The organism is Acidaminococcus timonensis, from assembly GCF_900106585.1.
Classification (GTDB): Bacteria; Bacillota; Negativicutes; order Acidaminococcales; family Acidaminococcaceae; genus Acidaminococcus; species Acidaminococcus timonensis.
Genome location: NZ_FNWH01000004.1, coordinates 290,014 through 305,008, shown reverse-complemented (window position 1 = coordinate 305,008; position 14,995 = coordinate 290,014). Strand labels below are relative to the sequence as shown.

The following is a 14,995-nucleotide window of genomic DNA, read 5'->3' as shown; positions in this document are numbered from 1 at the left end:
GGTAGGGATTCATGGGTGGCTGTGCCGTGGAAGGAACGGCAACTATGGACAATGACCTGTTGGGAGGGAATCGCATGGATAATCTGGAACCTTATAAGAAAGAACTGGAACACCTGAATGCCTGTATCTGGGACTATGCGGAACTGAAATTCAATGAGGTCCGTTCGGCGAAGGCCATGACGGATCTGCTGGAAGCCCATGGTTTCAAAGTCCGGAAAGGGGTGGCCCATATGCCCACCGCCTATGTGGCGGAATACGGCAGTGGACGGCCGGTGATCGCCATCCTGGGGGAATATGATGCCCTGTCCGGCCTGAGCCAGGAGTCCGGTCTTACGGAGGAGAAACCTCGGGAGGGGAATCCCAACGGTCACGGCTGCGGCCACTGCCTGCTGGGTACGGCGGCGGTGGGGGCCGGCCTGCTGTTGAAGGACTATCTGGAAGCCCACCCGGGCAGTGGCACAGTGCGGGTGTATGGCTGTCCGGCAGAAGAAGGGGGCAGTGGCAAGACCTATATGGCCCGGGAAGGGCTGTTCGATGATGTGGATGCGGCCCTCACCTGGCATCCGGGGACCCAGAACGAAGTGATGGTGGGCAGCAACCAGGCCAACATCCAGGCGGCTTTTACCTTTAAGGGGCGTGCCTCCCATGCTGCTGCCGCACCCCAGAACGGACGCAGTGCCCTGGATGCCGTGGAACTGATGGATGTAGGGGTCAATTACATGCGGGAGCATATGGCGGACTACGAGCGGGTCCATTACGCCATTTTGGATACCGGCGGGGTTTCTCCCAACGTTGTACAACCCCATGCGGAAGTGCTGTATCTGATCCGTTCCAGGACCAATGACGAGACGAAACGGTTGTATGACCGGGTGGTGGCCATTGCCCGGGGCGCGGCCCTGATGACGGAGACGGAGCTCAGTGTCCGGTTCGACAAGGCGGTATCCAACCTGGTGCCCAACAGGGTGCTGGGACAGGTACTGTACGATGCCATGGTGGCTGTGGGGGCTCCACAGCGGACGGAGGAGGAAAAAGCCTTCCTGAAAAAGTTCCAGGATCAGCTGGGACCGGAACGGGTACGGAAGGATCCCGGCATGGCCCCCTTCCCGGATCCGGAACTGCGGGAAGAACTGATCGAAAAGGATCCCAGCGGGGCGTACATCCTGCCCTATAGACCCACCAGTGCTACGGCCATGGGCTCTTCGGACACCGGGGATGTGAGCTATGTGACGCCTCTGGCCCAGTTTGCCGGGGCCTGTTTCGCCATCGGTACGGCGTCCCATTCCTGGCAGTGGGTGGCCCAGGATAAGGGCAGCGTAGCACTGAAAGGATGTTTCTTTGCCGCGGAAGTGCTGGCCAAAGGGGCGGAAACCCTGTTCCAGCAGCCGGAAATAGTGAAGGCGGCCCGGGCGGAACTGGACAAACGGCTGGGTGGGAAAAAGTACCAGTGCCCCATTCCGCCGGAGGTCATGCCCAGAGGGTACGACAGGTAGTCCGGGTCAACCGTATGGAACCCACCACCATTGGACTGATGCCCAATGGTCCCCCGCCCTTGGAAAGGGCGGATAAAAAAGGGGCCGGACAAAGGAGAGTAGCGTGGGGGCAGATTTTGCCCCTGAAAAGCAGGAATGCCATACGGCTGACGCCGTATGGAACCCACCACCATTGGACTGACGTCCAATGGTCCCCCGCCCTTGGAAAGGGCGGATAAAAAGGAGTTGAAGATAAAATGTTCCGTCCCATGAGACGTTTCAAACAGGCCCTTTCGGAAGAGGAATGCCGGAAGGTGCTCCAGGAGGAAAAACGGGGAACCCTGGCCCTGGCCGGGGATGAAGGGTATCCGTACGCGGTCCCCCTCAATTATTATTACGACCCGGAAACCGGCTGCCTTTATTTCCACGGGGCCGGCGAGGGTCACAAGATCGATGCCCTGAAGCGGTGCGACAAGGCCTGCTTCAATGTCCATGACGACGGGGTGAAACTGGCGGGCGACTGGGCTTACACCCTCCGTTCCGTGACCCTGTTCGGCCGGATCCACATCCTGGAGGATCGGGAACGGGCTATGGAGCTGCTGCGGCGGATCGGTTTGAAATACTACCCCGATGAGGCTTCTGTGGATGAGGTCATGGCTCGTGCTGCCAGCCGGGTGACCATGCTGGAACTGGTCCCAGAACACATCACCGGGAAACGGGTCCACGAAAAATAAGGTTTTTCGCCGGTTTTCTATGCAAAGTTATTGACACACTCTTATTTTCCTCTTATAATGATATGAGCTGTCAAACGATTTACTTATTTATAGATCTTGACGTATCTTTGGAGGCAAGGGAGGGTTAAGAAAGATGAAGAGAACTTTTCAACCGAATAACAATCGGAGAAAAAAGACTCATGGCTTCAGAGAAAGAATGAAGACTCTGGGTGGACAACAAGTCTTAAAAAGAAGACGTGCAAAAGGCAGAAAGAGATTGTCTGCATAAAGAATAAGATAGGCCGCTCTTCGCGGCCTATTTTACTACAAGGCAGGTGCAGAGCTTTGGAACAGAATGTTCCTGAAAACTATACCTATACCCAGGCCAACCGGGTGAAGGCCCATGAACGGTTCCAGAAGATCTACGAAAAAGGCCGGTCCTATGTGGATAAATACGGCGTCTTTTATGTACTTCCTTCGGACAACGGGCAGAACCAGTTGGGTACGGCCGTGGGCAAACGGCTGGGACATGCTGTGCTGCGCAACCGGGTGAAACGCCGGATGCGGGAAGTGTTCCGGAAGGAACAGGCCCGCCTGAACCGGAAGGTGTCCATCGTCTGGGTTGCCCGCCAACGCCTGGCCCGCGCTCCTTATGGAGTCTATGAAGAAGTGTTCCAGCGGCTGGCAAAAAAGGCCGGGCTGCTGTAAAAGGAAGTTTTTACCGGAGAGGCCTATGAAAACGATTGCCATTGCCCTGATCCGTTTCTATCAGGTGTGGATTTCTCCCTGTTTTCCGCCCCGGTGCAGGTTCTATCCGACCTGCTCCCAATATGCGCTGGAAGCAGTCCAGAAATACGGTTTTCTCAAGGGATCCTATCTGGCTGTGAAGAGAATACTAAAATGTCATCCCTTCCACAAGGGTGGGTATGATCCTGTGCCGTAAGAGACAGGAAGAAAAGGAGTCGAACTTTGGAAATTTTAAGCTCGTTTGTCCAACAAGTCGTGGCCCATATCTATGAACTGACCCGGCTGATCGGGGAACCCAGCTACGGTCTGGCCATCATTATCATGACCATTCTGATCAAACTGATCCTGGCCCCGCTGACGGCCAAGCAGGTTCAATCCACCAAGGCCATGAGCCGGATCCAGCCCAAGATGAAAGAGCTGCAGGCCCGGTATAAGGACGATAAGGTGACCCTGAACCAGAAAATGTCCGAACTGTACAAGCAGGAAGGGGTCAATCCCCTGGCCGGCTGTCTGCCGCTGCTCATCCAGATGCCCATCATGATCGGGATCTTCTATGGCATTCGGGATTTCAGCTACGAAGGACCCAGTTCCTTCCTGTGGATGCAGAGCATTGCAGATCCGGATCCCTATTACATCCTGCCGATCCTGTCGGCTTTGACCACATTCATCCAGTCCAGACAGACCATGCCTCCCTCTGACAATCCCCAGGGGAAGATCATGCTGTACTTCATGCCCCTCTTCATCGGGTATATTTCTCTGAAATTCCCGGCCGGGCTGGTGCTGTACTGGGTGGTCATGAACCTGATGCAGATCGGTCAGCAGTTCCTGATGGACCGGAACAAAGATAAAGACAACAAATAAAAAACGCCGGCATATCCGGTGAAGGAGGCAGGAAGATGGACGTTGTAGAAAAAACGGGCAAAACCGTTGAGGACGCAGTCAGGGCCGCCCTTGCAGAGTTGGGCGTGAGCCGGGACGAAGTAGAGGTGGAAGTACTGGAATCTTCCAAGAGCTCGATCCTGGGCCTGTTCGGCGGACGGGACGCCAAAGTGCGGGTGACCGTAAAGGAAGCTCCGGCTCCGGAACCGGAAGAGGCTGTGGAAGAACCGGCAGAAGCGCCCGAACTCCCGGAAGAACCGGCGGAACCGATTGCTGAAAAGGAACCGGCCGAAGACCGGGAGGCCGATCTGGTGGCCACAGGGGCTGCTGCCAGGGAATTCCTGGAAAAGATCTTTGGGGCCATGGGCATGGACCTGATCATCGAGAAATTCATCAACCGCAGGGAAGGTGAAGTGGTGCTGAAGATCCACGGCGAGGGAATCGGCGTGCTGATCGGCAAGCATGGCCAGACCCTGGATGCCCTCCAGTACCTGACCAACCTGGCCGGGAACAAGGGGCGCAAGACCTGGAACCGGGTCATCCTGGATGCGGAAAACTACCGGGAACGCCGGCGCCAGACCCTGGAACGGCTGGCGAAGAACCTGGCAGACCGGGTCAGACGGACGCATAAGAAAGCCATGCTGGAACCGATGAATCCTTACGAACGGAAGATCGTCCACATGAGCCTGCAGAACGATCCGGCGATTACCACCTACAGCGAAGGGGAGGAACCCTACCGCAAAGTGGTCATCGATTTGAAATGACATAGACTGATGCAGCTCCGGACACTTTTGTTCGGAGCTGTTTTTGTTTTTTGGGAGGGAATCATGGACATTCTTGAGGATACCATCAGTGCCATCGCCACTGCCCTGGGGGTGGGCTCCATCGGGGTGATCCGGCTCAGCGGTCCGGAAAGCCTTGCCATTACGGACAGACTGTTCACCGGGCGGGAGAAGCCCGGTCCGGACAATGCCCGGAAACTGCTGTACGGACACATCCTGGACGAAAAGGGCCAGGTGGTGGACGAGGTACTGGCTGTCTATATGCCCGGGCCCCATTCCTATACCGGGGAAGATGTGTGCGAGATCCAGTGCCATGGCGGGCGGCAGGCCCTGCAGGAAATCCTGTCCCTGACCTACAGGGCAGGGGCCCGGCCGGCGGAGCCCGGCGAATTCACCAAACGGGCTTTCCTGAACGGCCGGCTGGATCTGGCAGAAGCAGAAAGCGTCATGGACATCATCAATGCCCGGAGCAAACGGGCCCTGGTGGCCGCCAATCGGGGCCACGAAGGGGGGCTGTCCCGGAAGGTGAAGGACCTGCGGAAAAAGCTGCGGGATCTGGTGGTGCAGCTGGAGGCCGTCATCGACTATCCGGAGGAGGATATCGAAGAAGTGACCTATGACAGGGCCATCCAGGTGCTGACGGAAGGCCGGGATGCCGTGGAAAGGCTGGTGCGCCAGGGAAGTACGGGACGGATCCTGCGGGAAGGCCTGCGTACGGCCATCGTGGGACGGCCCAACGTGGGCAAATCCAGCCTGCTGAACAGCCTGCTCCAGGCGGACCGGGCCATCGTCTCCAACATTCCCGGCACCACCCGGGACGTGATCGAGGAACAGATGACCATCAGCGGGATCCCCCTGGTCCTTACGGACACGGCAGGCCTGCGGGATACGGAGGATTACGTGGAAAAGATCGGGGTGGAGCGGTCCAGGGCGGCCCTGGAGGATGCCCAGCTGGCCCTGGTGGTACTGGACGGTTCCCGGCCTCTGGGTGAGGAAGACCGGGCGCTGCTGGAGAGTCTGAAGAATCGGCCCAAACTGGTCCTGGTGAATAAGGCGGACCTGCCGCTGGCCGTGGATACAAAGGCCCTGGAGGATGCCTGCGGAAAGAAGAATGTGATTGTCCTTTCGGTGAAGACCGGAGAGGGTATGGACCAGGTGGCCCACTGGCTACAGGAGTTTGTGTACGGGGAAGGCAGCGACAGCGAAAGTTCCGGCATGACCCAGAATGCAAGGCAGCAGCGGCTGCTGGAAACAGCACTCCGGAGTGTGGAGGATGCCCTGAAAGGGGCCCGGGCCCACCTGCCCTATGATTGCCTGACCATCGACCTGACGGAAGCCCTCCACGACCTGGGGGAAATCACCGGGGAAGACGTGCCGGACGAAATCATCGATGAAATCTTTGCCCAGTTCTGTGTGGGCAAGTAAGTGTGGAGGAAAAAGAACATGATCGTTGTGGATCATTATGATGTGGTTGTTGTTGGCGCCGGCCATGCAGGCTGTGAGGCTGCTCTGGCAGCGGCCCGGATGGGACAGAAGACCCTTTTGGCCACCCTGTCCATGGATAACATTGCCCTGATGCCCTGTAACCCCTCTGTGGGCGGACCGGCCAAGGGGCATCTGGTGCGGGAAATCGATGCCCTGGGAGGCCAGATGGGGATCGCGGCCGATGAGGCCTGCATCCAGATGCGGATGCTGAACACGGGCAAGGGCTATGCGGTGCAGGCCCTGCGGGCCCAGGCGGACAAACCCCTGTATCATACCATCATGAAAGAAATCGTAGAGAACACGGACAACCTGGATGTAAAGCAGCTGATGATCGACAAGCTGCTGATCAAAAACGGCGCCGTCCAGGGGGTGGAGGCGGAAACCGGTGAAGTGTTCCAGGCGGACTGTGTGATCCTGTGTACGGGGACATACCTGCGGGGCAAGATCCTCTACGGGGAAGTGGCCTATATGTCCGGCCCCATCGGCCAGCGCTCGGCCATGAAGCTGACCGGTTCCCTGCAGGAAGCGGGTCTTTCGCTCATGCGGTTCAAGACCGGGACCCCTGCCCGGGTGGATGCCCGGACCCTGGACTACACCAGGATGGAACCCCAGTACGGGGATGAACGGGTGCGGAATTTTTCCTTCATGAGCAACATTACCACACGGTTGCAGGTGCCCTGCTACCTGACCTATACCAACCCCCGTACCCATAAGATCATCCGGGACAACCTGGACCGGAGCTGCATGTACAATGGGACCATCGAAGGGGTGGGGCCCCGGTACTGTCCCAGCATCGAATCCAAGATCATCCGGTTCGCCGACAAAAACCGGCACCAGCTGTTCCTGGAACCGGAAGGGCTGCGCACCAATGAAGTGTACGTACAGGGTATGAGTTCTTCCCTGCCGGCGGAGATCCAGGTGGCGTTCATGCAGACCATCCCCGGCCTGGAACACTGTAAGATGATGCGGGCAGGCTATGCCATCGAATACGACTGCCTGGATCCCCTGCAACTGAAGGCCAACCTGGAACACAAAGAGATCAGCGGCCTGTTCAGCGCCGGCCAGGCCAACGGCACCAGCGGGTACGAGGAAGCGGCGGCCCAGGGTCTGATGGCAGGGATCAATGCGGCCCTGAAGCTTCAGGGGAAGAAGCCTCTGATCCTGAAACGGAGCGATGCCTATATCGGGGTGCTCATCGACGATCTGGTGACCAAGGGCACCAGTGAACCCTACCGGATGATGACCAGCCGGGCGGAATACCGGCTGCTGCTGCGCCAGGACAACGCGGACCTGCGGCTGACCCAGAAGGGCCGGGACGTGGGACTGGTGTCTGACGACCGGTACGAAGCCTTTACGAAGAAACGGGACATTATCCAACGGACCCTGTTCAACCTGTCCAAAATGAACCTGGCCCCCAATGACGAGAACCAGCAGAAGATCGTGGCCATGGGGTCCACGCCCCTGCGCAGCTCCATCAATGTACTGGAATTGCTGCGGCGGCCGGAAGTGACCTACGAGAAACTGGCGGAGGCCTTCGACCTGGAGAAACTGCCGGTGGATGCGGCGGAACAGGTGGATGTGCAGGTGAAGTACCAGGGATACATCGAAAAGCAGAAGCAGGAAGTGGCCCGGGCCCTGAAACTGGAAGACAAACTGCTGCCCGATGACCTGGATTACACCCAGCTCCATGAACTGTCTTCGGAAGCCATGGAGAAACTGAGCAAACAGCGGCCTGTGTCCATCGGCCAGGCCAGCCGGATCTCCGGAGTGTCCCCGGCGGATATCAGCGTGCTGATGATTTATCTGGAGGCCCGGCGGCGGAAGGAGGAACAGGCATGAGCTTTCGCGAGACACTGGAGCAGGCGGCGCAGGCAGCCGGCTATTCTCTGACGGAGACCCAGCTGGACCAGTTCGGAACCTATGCGGACCTGCTGCTGGAGACGAACAAGAGCCTGAACCTGACGGCCATCACCGATCCGGACGAAGTGGCCGTCAAGCACATGGTGGACTCTCTGCTGGTGTACAACAAAGAGAAGTTCCATAATCATACCATCGTGGACGTGGGCACCGGGGCCGGCTTTCCCGGCCTGCCCCTGAAGATCTATGATCCGGGAATGCGGGTGACCCTGATCGATTCCCTGCAGAAACGGCTGAACTTTTTGCAGCAGGTGGTGGATACCCTGGGCCTGGGGCAGGTGCGGTGCACCCATGCCCGGGCCGAGGATGCAGGAAAAGATCCGGCTCTGCGGGAAAAATTCGATGTGGCGGTGGCCCGGGCCGTGGCAGCCCTGCCGGTGCTGGCGGAATACTGCCTGCCCCTGGTGCGGGTCGGCGGCGTGTTCTATGCCATGAAGGGCAGTAAATACCGGGAGGAAGTGGACGCCGCCCACCATGCCGTGGAAGTGCTGGGCGGAAAGATCACAGAAGTGCGGCCCGTGCAGCTGCCCGGCCTGGAAGATCACCGGGCCATCATCACCATCGAAAAGGTCCGGCCCACCCCGAAGCAGTACCCCAGGAAGGCCGGTGTGGCCTCGAAGCGGCCGCTGTAAGGAGGACCGTCGATCTCGATCGGATCCAACACTCATCCCGCGTGGACTGTCCAAGGAGGTTATGTCATGAACAAGAAACTGGTGGCCGCCGTTGCTGCGGCCTATCTGCTGGGAGCCGGTACCCGTGCCCTGCCTGCCCAGGCCTTTGACCTGGGATCTGTGCTGAAACTGGGCGGGATCAGCTATCTGGTCAGCCGGTTTGGCAGCGAAATCAATACCTTCATCAACAAACTGACCCTGCAGAAGGGATTGGATACCCATTATGCCACCAAGGTGGTGCCCATTTTGAGCCTGGGCAGTGGCAGCTATATCGGTGCCGTACAGGTGGTAGGGCCCAAGGCCCAGGTGGATAAGGTGAAGGCCGTGGGCCAGCTGGAAGGCAGTTTCGTGAAAGTGGCCCGGGTGAAGGCCATGATCCCCATCGATGCCACCAGCATCAGCAACATCAACCGAGTGGAAGGAGTCGGCGTCAGCGCCATTGTGGATTTCAAGCTATAAGGAAAAGGCGCTGTGAAAAAATCATTCACAGCACCTTTATTTCGCTAGCGTCAGCTGGCTTCCATTAGCTGGTGACCAGAGACTAGTGACTAGTGACGGGGTGTGAAAAGCATTTTTTCACACCCCCTTTTCGTTTTGCCAACCAAAAAAACAGAAGCCGAAGGTGCAGAAGCCTTCGGCGTTTTTTTATAGATTATAGAAGGGGATGTTTCACGTGAAACATCCCCTTCATCTGGTATATCCGCCCTTTTCAAGGGCGGGGGACCGTTGTGCGTCAGCGCAATGGTGGTGGGTTCTGCACCCTGCCTAGCCATTAATCACTAGCCACTAGCCACTAGCCACTAGCCACTAGCCACTATATACTGTACCCATAAGTGTGGACACTTTTTAAGAGTAGCACCTGCCCACAAAATTGGACAGGCTACAATTTGAATCCTTTAAAATTGACGTGCTCATTTTGGACCCAACCTATTGAACACAATCATATGTATGTGGTATCCTCAAATCCAATAAAGCCAAGGAGAATCCACATGAGCAGAAAACTTTTTACTGAGGAGCAGATTGCAGCGTTGCGCCAGAACCCTTATGTGTATAGCGTAAGCCGCTCTACCCTGGTCCTGAGGAAGTCCTTTAAAGAAATCTTTTACACCGAATATATGGAAGGAGTCTATCCCAAAGACATCTTCAAAAAATACGGCTTTGACCCTGCTGTGCTGGGCGAAAGACGCATTGGCGGTGCTCTCCAGCATATCAAAGAGGAATATGCCAAATATGGCTGTTTCTATGAAGGCAGGAGACCCGCCGACAGGTCTGACACCGCCGCCAAGGTCAAGCATGAAGATGACATTAAGGCCCTCAGACATGAAGTTGAATACTTGCGGCAGGAAGTGGAATATTTAAAAAAAATTTCCGCGATCAAGAACACAAAAAGGTAGATTCTCTGCTCATGAACGATTCCTCTTGTGTGTTCGAAATCATAGAAAAGACGGTAAGTACCAGCGAGAACAGACTTTCCATCAGCAGTTTATGCAAGATGGCAGGCGTGTCCCGAAGCGGTTATTATGCCTGGGTGAAGGCGGAAGCATTTCGGCAGGCCCAGGAAGAACAGGACCGCAAGGACTTTGAACTGATCCTTGCCGCTTACAAAAGACGAGGGTACAAGAAGGGCGCCCGCAGCATCTATATGGAGCTGCTCCACATGGATCCGCCCGTCATTATGAATGTGAAGAAAATCCGTCGTCTGATGAAAAAGTTCCACCTGCTTTGCCCCATCAGGAAGGCGAATCCCTATCGGCAGCTGGTGAAAGCCCTGAAGACCAATACGGTGGCCGATAACTTGCTGCAGCGCCAGTTTGAGGACTATGGCCCTCGCATGGTACTGCTGACAGATATTACGTACCTTCCTTACAATGGGATCTTTGCTTATCTTTCTACCATATTGGATGCCTATACCAAGCAGATTCTGGCGTATGTCCTCAGCAATTCTTTGGAGATGGATTTCGTGGTAGAAACGGTGAACAACCTGATTCGAGATCACGGCGTCTCACTGCATGCTGAAACCATCGTGCATTCTGACCAGGGTTGCCATTATACGAGTCACAGCTTCATTGATATCCTCCATGACAAGGATCTCAGACAATCCATGTCACGGCGGGGGAATTGCTGGGACAATGCGCCGCAGGAAAGCTTCTTCGGCCGTATGAAAGACCATGTGAAAAAGAAAATTGCAGCAGCAGTGAGCTTTGGGGAGGTGAAGGCCATCGTAGATGATTACATGGATTATTACAACAACGATCGCTACCAGTGGGAACTGGCGAAACTGTCGCCAAACGAGTTCTACCAATTTGTAACAACAGGGGTTTATCCGCTCGATATTCCCAAGATGCCCGAGGTTCCTACATTGAAGCGGAGAGCCTGTGAGCTGGGGAACCAGCTCACCTCATAAAATGGCAAAAGCAGCCATTTTATGAGTAAGGAGCCAGTACATGAGATTTGGATGGTTAGGGGCCTTCTGATAGACAATTACCAGACGTCCATTTTAAAGGTACCAAGATTGTTGAACTGTCTAAAACAAGGGGTCCTACTTTTATAAACTGTCCTTGACAAGGGGTACGGTTTACTAACCACTAACCACTAACCACTAACCACTAACCACTAACCCTACCCCTACACCTACACCTACACCTGGGGCACCTTCACCGTCTCTTCCTTCTTCTTCATCCACTGTCCCTTCTTATGATCGTAGGTGCGGATGATCACCCTGTCCGGATACAGGAGGAGGGACCGTGTCCAGGCCTGGTCCCCATCCCAGGTGGGGTTGTACACGTTCCAGGTATGGGTGCCGGGAATCCAGTGGAGGGCATTGATGAAATTCCGGCCTTTGGGGGAATTGTGGGTGTGCCCGGATACCCATAGAATCACCTGGGGATTCTGCACCAGCAGCTGCCACAAAGGACCTGCCGGCTGGGTGTAGTTCCAGGGAATGTCCTGTTTGTCGCCGGGCAGCAGGGTACCGGTGAGCGGCGCATGGCAGAAAATCAGGGTGGGCTGGTGCCGGTGACTGGCCAGGTCCTGTTGCAGCCAGGAAAGCTGCTCCGGAGAAAGCTCCACGGCATAACGGCTCACCATACAGTCCGGGGACAGGAAAACCAGATGGTACCCTGCCAGATCCTGACTGTGATACAGGGGTCCGAAATTCCACTGATACTCCATGAGATGGGCGAAGCGAGTGCCGGCATCCCCTTTGCGCAGGGTGCCCGGCAGGGTCGGGAGGCCTTCATACATGATTTCATGGTTGCCGGCTAGGAAGGAAGCGGGGTGGTGCAGTCCGTCCAGGAAATTCCTGACCACACGCTCGTCCAGCCGTTCTCCGGTGCGCTGGACCATATCCCCGGTCAGGACGCACAGATCCACGTCCGGCCACTGGTTGATGTCCGCCAGGGCCGCCTCCTTGTTCCTGATCTTCTCCTGGCGCAGGGCCTTTTTGCGGGTCTTGGTGGGATAATGCAGATCACTGATGACCACGATTTGTGTATACTCCCGGGCCAGGACAGGAACGGGAGAAAAAGAAAATACGGACAGGATGGAAAGCAGGAGCAGTCCAGCCCGCAGAAATGATTGGGCATGCAACGGAAACACCACCTTTCTGAGGGGTATTATAGCACATCTGAAAAGGGGCAGAGAAAAGGCCCTTTCACGGGCTCTGGAAAACAGGGCCCTGCACCCCAAACAGTCACCTGTTCATGGAATAAAGCCACCTCCCCTGACCACTACCACTAACCACTTAACCACTAATCCCCTTCCTATGTTTCACGTGAAACATCCCTCTTTCTGTGTTACAATAATCTACAGTATCTTTTGTTGTAAAGGAGTGACGCCCATGTCCCGAATCCTTGCTGTCGCCAACCAGAAAGGCGGCGTGGGGAAAACCACCACCAGCATCAACCTGGCGGCCTGTCTGGCTGAGAGCCGGAAAAAGGTCCTGCTGGTGGATCTGGATGCCCAGGGCAATGCCACCAGCGGCCTGGGCATCGATAAAGCGGCTCTGCCTCGCTGCATGTATGATGTGCTCATCAACAATGCGGATCTGGCAGAAATCATTGTACCCACAGCCTGGAAAAACCTGTGGGTGGCACCGGCCACCATGAACCTGGCTGGGGCGGAGATCGATCTGATTGAAAAGAAGAATCCGGCCAATGCCCTGAAAAAGCACCTGGGCAAAGTGAAGGAGAAGTACGACTATATCCTGATCGACTGCCCGCCTTCTCTCAGCTTCCTGACCATCAACGCCTTGACTGCGGCAGACGGGGTGCTGGTGCCCCTGCAGTGCGAGTTCTATGCCCTGGAAGGCATGGCCCAGCTGCTGAATACGGTGGACCGGATCCGTCAATCCAGCAATCCGGATCTGACCATCGACGGGATCGTCATGACCATGGCGGACAGCCGGACCCATCTGTCCAACGATGTGGTGGAACAGGTGCGCACCCATTTCCCCGACCTGTTGTACCGGACGGTGATCCCCCGGTCGGTGCGGCTGGGGGAGGCGCCCAGCTACGGGCAGCCCATTACGGTGTACGATCCCCACGGCAAAGCGGCGGAAGCGTATCGGGCATTGGCACGGGAGGTGAAGCGGCGTGGCCGGTAAAAAAGGAGGCCTGGGCCTGACGGGCCTGGACAAGATGTTCGGCACCCGGAGCCGGAAGGCGCCGGCCCCGGTCATCGAAGAACGAAAAGCGGAAGAAAACGTGGGCGAAGTGGCTGTAAAGAACCTGCGGCCCAACCCCTACCAGCCCCGGACGGTGTTCGACCCGGACAAACTCCGGGAACTGGTGGAAAGCGTGAAGCACAGCGGGGTGATCCAGCCCCTGATCGTGCGGAAAAAGGGCCGGCAGTACGAAATCGTGGCCGGGGAGCGGCGCTGGCGGGCAGCGAAAGAGGCAGGCCTCAGCAAGGTCCCGGTGGTGATCCGGGACTACGACGACGCCACCATGATGGAAGTGGCCCTGGTGGAAAACATGCAGCGCAGCGACCTGGACCCTCTGGAAGAGGCCAAAGGCATTCAGAACATGATGGACGCCCTGGGGCTGACCCAGGAGGAAGCGGCGAAAAAACTGGGCAAGAGCCGGGTGGCGGTGACCAATGCCCTGCGGCTGCTGAAATTGCCGCCTAAGGTGCAGGAACTGGTCTCCGCGGGGAAACTGACGGCCGGCCAGGCACGGCCGCTCCTGGGGCTTCCTCAGGCGGCCCAGATGGAAAAGGTGGCCACCCAGGCCGTGGAAGGCGGCTGGTCCGCCCGGATCCTGGAAGAAGTGGTGAAAGCCGTGAAGGAAGGCAAGCCATACCACATCTATATGAAAACGGAACAGAATCTGATCGAACCGGAGAAATCGGTCCGGAAAGAGAAAAAGAAAAAAAAGCATGCAGCCGATACGGATGTGGATGTGAAGGCCTTCCAGGAACAGCTGATCCAGTATCTGGGTACCCGGGTGAAGATCCAGCCTGAAGGGAAAAAAGGGGGGCGGATCCTCATCGAATATTATGGAGATGAAGACCTGGAACGGATCTATGAACTGTTGAAAGGGCCGGAATCCGTGGTGAAACGGAAAGCAGCCGGCCGTTTTACCGTGTAAGGAGCCAGTATGGTTGGAACGGGTACGATCGTGAACGTGGCGGCCATTGCCGCCGGCAGCCTGGTGGGAATCCTGGTGGGTCGGGGCATCAAGGAAAAGTACCAGGAGACCGTCATCTACGGCCTGGCCCTGTGCGTGATCCTGCTGGGGCTGCAGATGGCCCTCCAGGGCACCCACATCCTGATCACCATCATCAGCCTGGTGGTAGGGTCCATCGTGGGGGAGGCCCTGGATATCGAGGACAAACTGGAAAAGGTGGGCCAGTGGCTGGCCCGGAAGGTACAGAAGGCCAAGGGCCAGGGAGACGCCAGTACGGACGCCTTCGTGGAGGGCTTCCTGTCCACCAGCCTGCTGTACTGTGTGGGGGCCATGGCCATCGTGGGCTCCATCCAGGACGGGCTCACCGGGGATGCCACCACCCTGTACACCAAGGCCATGATCGACGGGCTCAGCGGCATCATCTATGCGTCCAATATGGGCATCGGCGTGCTGTTCAGCGCGCTGTCCGTGGGTATCTACCAGGGGACCCTGACGGCCCTGGCAGGGCTGCTGGGGCCCTATATGAGCCAGACCGTGGTGCAGGAGATCGCTGCCAGCGGCGGGCTCATGATTTTGGGCGTGGGCATCAACATGACGAAGCTGCTCAAGATCCGGGTGGGGAATATGCTGCCCGGGCTGGTGGTGGCTGGGGTGCTGGCAGGGATTTTTTTATAAAAAGACTTGCAATTTCCGGACCATAAGCGT

Annotated in this window: 17 protein-coding genes; 16 read left to right on the top strand and 1 reads right to left on the bottom strand. The window is 56.9% G+C overall.

From position 1 onward, the window contains the following. The first annotated feature begins 74 nt into the window (after positions 1 to 74). From BQ5462_RS01760 to BQ5462_RS01705, 13 genes are all read left to right on the top strand, one after another. On the top strand, positions 75 to 1,490 hold the full coding sequence (locus BQ5462_RS01760; RefSeq protein WP_071141770.1) for an amidohydrolase: 1,416 nt from the start codon (positions 75 to 77) through the stop codon (positions 1,488 to 1,490). Positions 1,491 to 1,726: 236 nt separating this feature from the next. Next, the gene (locus tag BQ5462_RS01755; protein ID WP_071141720.1) at positions 1,727 to 2,203 is read left to right on the top strand and encodes a pyridoxamine 5'-phosphate oxidase family protein; all 477 of its coding nucleotides are present in this window, start codon (positions 1,727 to 1,729) and stop codon (positions 2,201 to 2,203) included. A gap of 133 nt (positions 2,204 to 2,336) precedes the next feature. Further along, positions 2,337 to 2,471: a 50S ribosomal protein L34 gene (gene rpmH, locus BQ5462_RS10890; RefSeq protein WP_076978282.1), complete on the top strand. Its 135-nt coding sequence runs from the start codon at positions 2,337 to 2,339 to the stop codon at positions 2,469 to 2,471. Positions 2,472 to 2,527: 56 nt separating this feature from the next. Continuing rightward, positions 2,528 to 2,890, top strand: coding sequence for a ribonuclease P protein component (rnpA, locus tag BQ5462_RS01750; protein WP_071141719.1), 363 nt, complete (start codon positions 2,528 to 2,530; stop codon positions 2,888 to 2,890). Positions 2,891 to 2,915: 25 nt separating this feature from the next. Continuing rightward, complete coding sequence (yidD, locus tag BQ5462_RS01745; protein ID WP_071141718.1) at positions 2,916 to 3,125, top strand: membrane protein insertion efficiency factor YidD; 210 nt, start codon at positions 2,916 to 2,918, stop codon at positions 3,123 to 3,125. A 26-nt stretch (positions 3,126 to 3,151) separates the two neighbouring features. Further along, positions 3,152 to 3,790 (top strand): YidC/Oxa1 family membrane protein insertase, encoded by a 639-nt coding sequence (locus BQ5462_RS01740; protein ID WP_071141717.1) that lies wholly within the window; start codon positions 3,152 to 3,154, stop codon positions 3,788 to 3,790. A gap of 35 nt (positions 3,791 to 3,825) precedes the next feature. Next, the gene (gene jag, locus BQ5462_RS01735) at positions 3,826 to 4,572 is read left to right on the top strand and encodes an RNA-binding cell elongation regulator Jag/EloR (RefSeq protein ID WP_071141716.1); all 747 of its coding nucleotides are present in this window, start codon (positions 3,826 to 3,828) and stop codon (positions 4,570 to 4,572) included. Positions 4,573 to 4,635: 63 nt separating this feature from the next. Continuing rightward, positions 4,636 to 6,015 (top strand): tRNA uridine-5-carboxymethylaminomethyl(34) synthesis GTPase MnmE, encoded by a 1,380-nt coding sequence (mnmE, locus tag BQ5462_RS01730; protein WP_071141715.1) that lies wholly within the window; start codon positions 4,636 to 4,638, stop codon positions 6,013 to 6,015. A gap of 18 nt (positions 6,016 to 6,033) precedes the next feature. Further along, positions 6,034 to 7,914: a tRNA uridine-5-carboxymethylaminomethyl(34) synthesis enzyme MnmG gene (gene mnmG, locus BQ5462_RS01725; protein WP_071141714.1), complete on the top strand. Its 1,881-nt coding sequence runs from the start codon at positions 6,034 to 6,036 to the stop codon at positions 7,912 to 7,914. Beyond that, positions 7,911 to 8,624, top strand: coding sequence for a 16S rRNA (guanine(527)-N(7))-methyltransferase RsmG (gene rsmG, locus BQ5462_RS01720; RefSeq protein ID WP_071141713.1), 714 nt, complete (start codon positions 7,911 to 7,913; stop codon positions 8,622 to 8,624). The genes mnmG and rsmG overlap by 4 nt, the downstream gene beginning before the upstream one ends. Before the next feature lie 66 nt (positions 8,625 to 8,690). Next, positions 8,691 to 9,122, top strand: coding sequence for a hypothetical protein (locus tag BQ5462_RS01715; RefSeq protein ID WP_071141712.1), 432 nt, complete (start codon positions 8,691 to 8,693; stop codon positions 9,120 to 9,122). Positions 9,123 to 9,652: 530 nt separating this feature from the next. Then, positions 9,653 to 10,057, top strand: a complete 405-nt coding sequence (locus BQ5462_RS01710) for an HTH domain-containing protein (RefSeq protein WP_071141606.1) — start codon at positions 9,653 to 9,655, stop codon at positions 10,055 to 10,057. A gap of 11 nt (positions 10,058 to 10,068) precedes the next feature. Next, positions 10,069 to 11,067: an IS3 family transposase gene (locus BQ5462_RS01705; protein ID WP_071141607.1), complete on the top strand. Its 999-nt coding sequence runs from the start codon at positions 10,069 to 10,071 to the stop codon at positions 11,065 to 11,067. Positions 11,068 to 11,300: 233 nt separating this feature from the next. Here BQ5462_RS01705 and BQ5462_RS01700 read toward each other — a convergent pair whose 3' ends face one another. Further along, positions 11,301 to 12,251: a metallophosphoesterase family protein gene (locus tag BQ5462_RS01700; protein ID WP_071141711.1), complete on the bottom strand. Its 951-nt coding sequence runs from the start codon at positions 12,249 to 12,251 to the stop codon at positions 11,301 to 11,303. Between the two features lie 250 nt (positions 12,252 to 12,501). Between BQ5462_RS01700 and BQ5462_RS01695 the strand changes: the two genes are divergently transcribed. From BQ5462_RS01695 to BQ5462_RS01685, 3 genes are read left to right on the top strand one after another with little or no spacing between them, the layout of a single operon-like run. Then, positions 12,502 to 13,266 (top strand): ParA family protein, encoded by a 765-nt coding sequence (locus BQ5462_RS01695; protein WP_071141710.1) that lies wholly within the window; start codon positions 12,502 to 12,504, stop codon positions 13,264 to 13,266. Beyond that, positions 13,256 to 14,251 carry a ParB/RepB/Spo0J family partition protein gene (locus BQ5462_RS01690; protein WP_235819540.1) on the top strand — a complete coding sequence of 332 codons (996 nt, stop codon included), beginning with the start codon at positions 13,256 to 13,258 and terminating at the stop codon, positions 14,249 to 14,251. The genes BQ5462_RS01695 and BQ5462_RS01690 overlap by 11 nt, the downstream gene beginning before the upstream one ends. A 9-nt stretch (positions 14,252 to 14,260) precedes the next feature. Continuing rightward, complete coding sequence (locus BQ5462_RS01685) at positions 14,261 to 14,965, top strand: DUF554 domain-containing protein (protein ID WP_071141709.1); 705 nt, start codon at positions 14,261 to 14,263, stop codon at positions 14,963 to 14,965. The last annotated feature ends 30 nt before the right edge of the window (positions 14,966 to 14,995 follow it).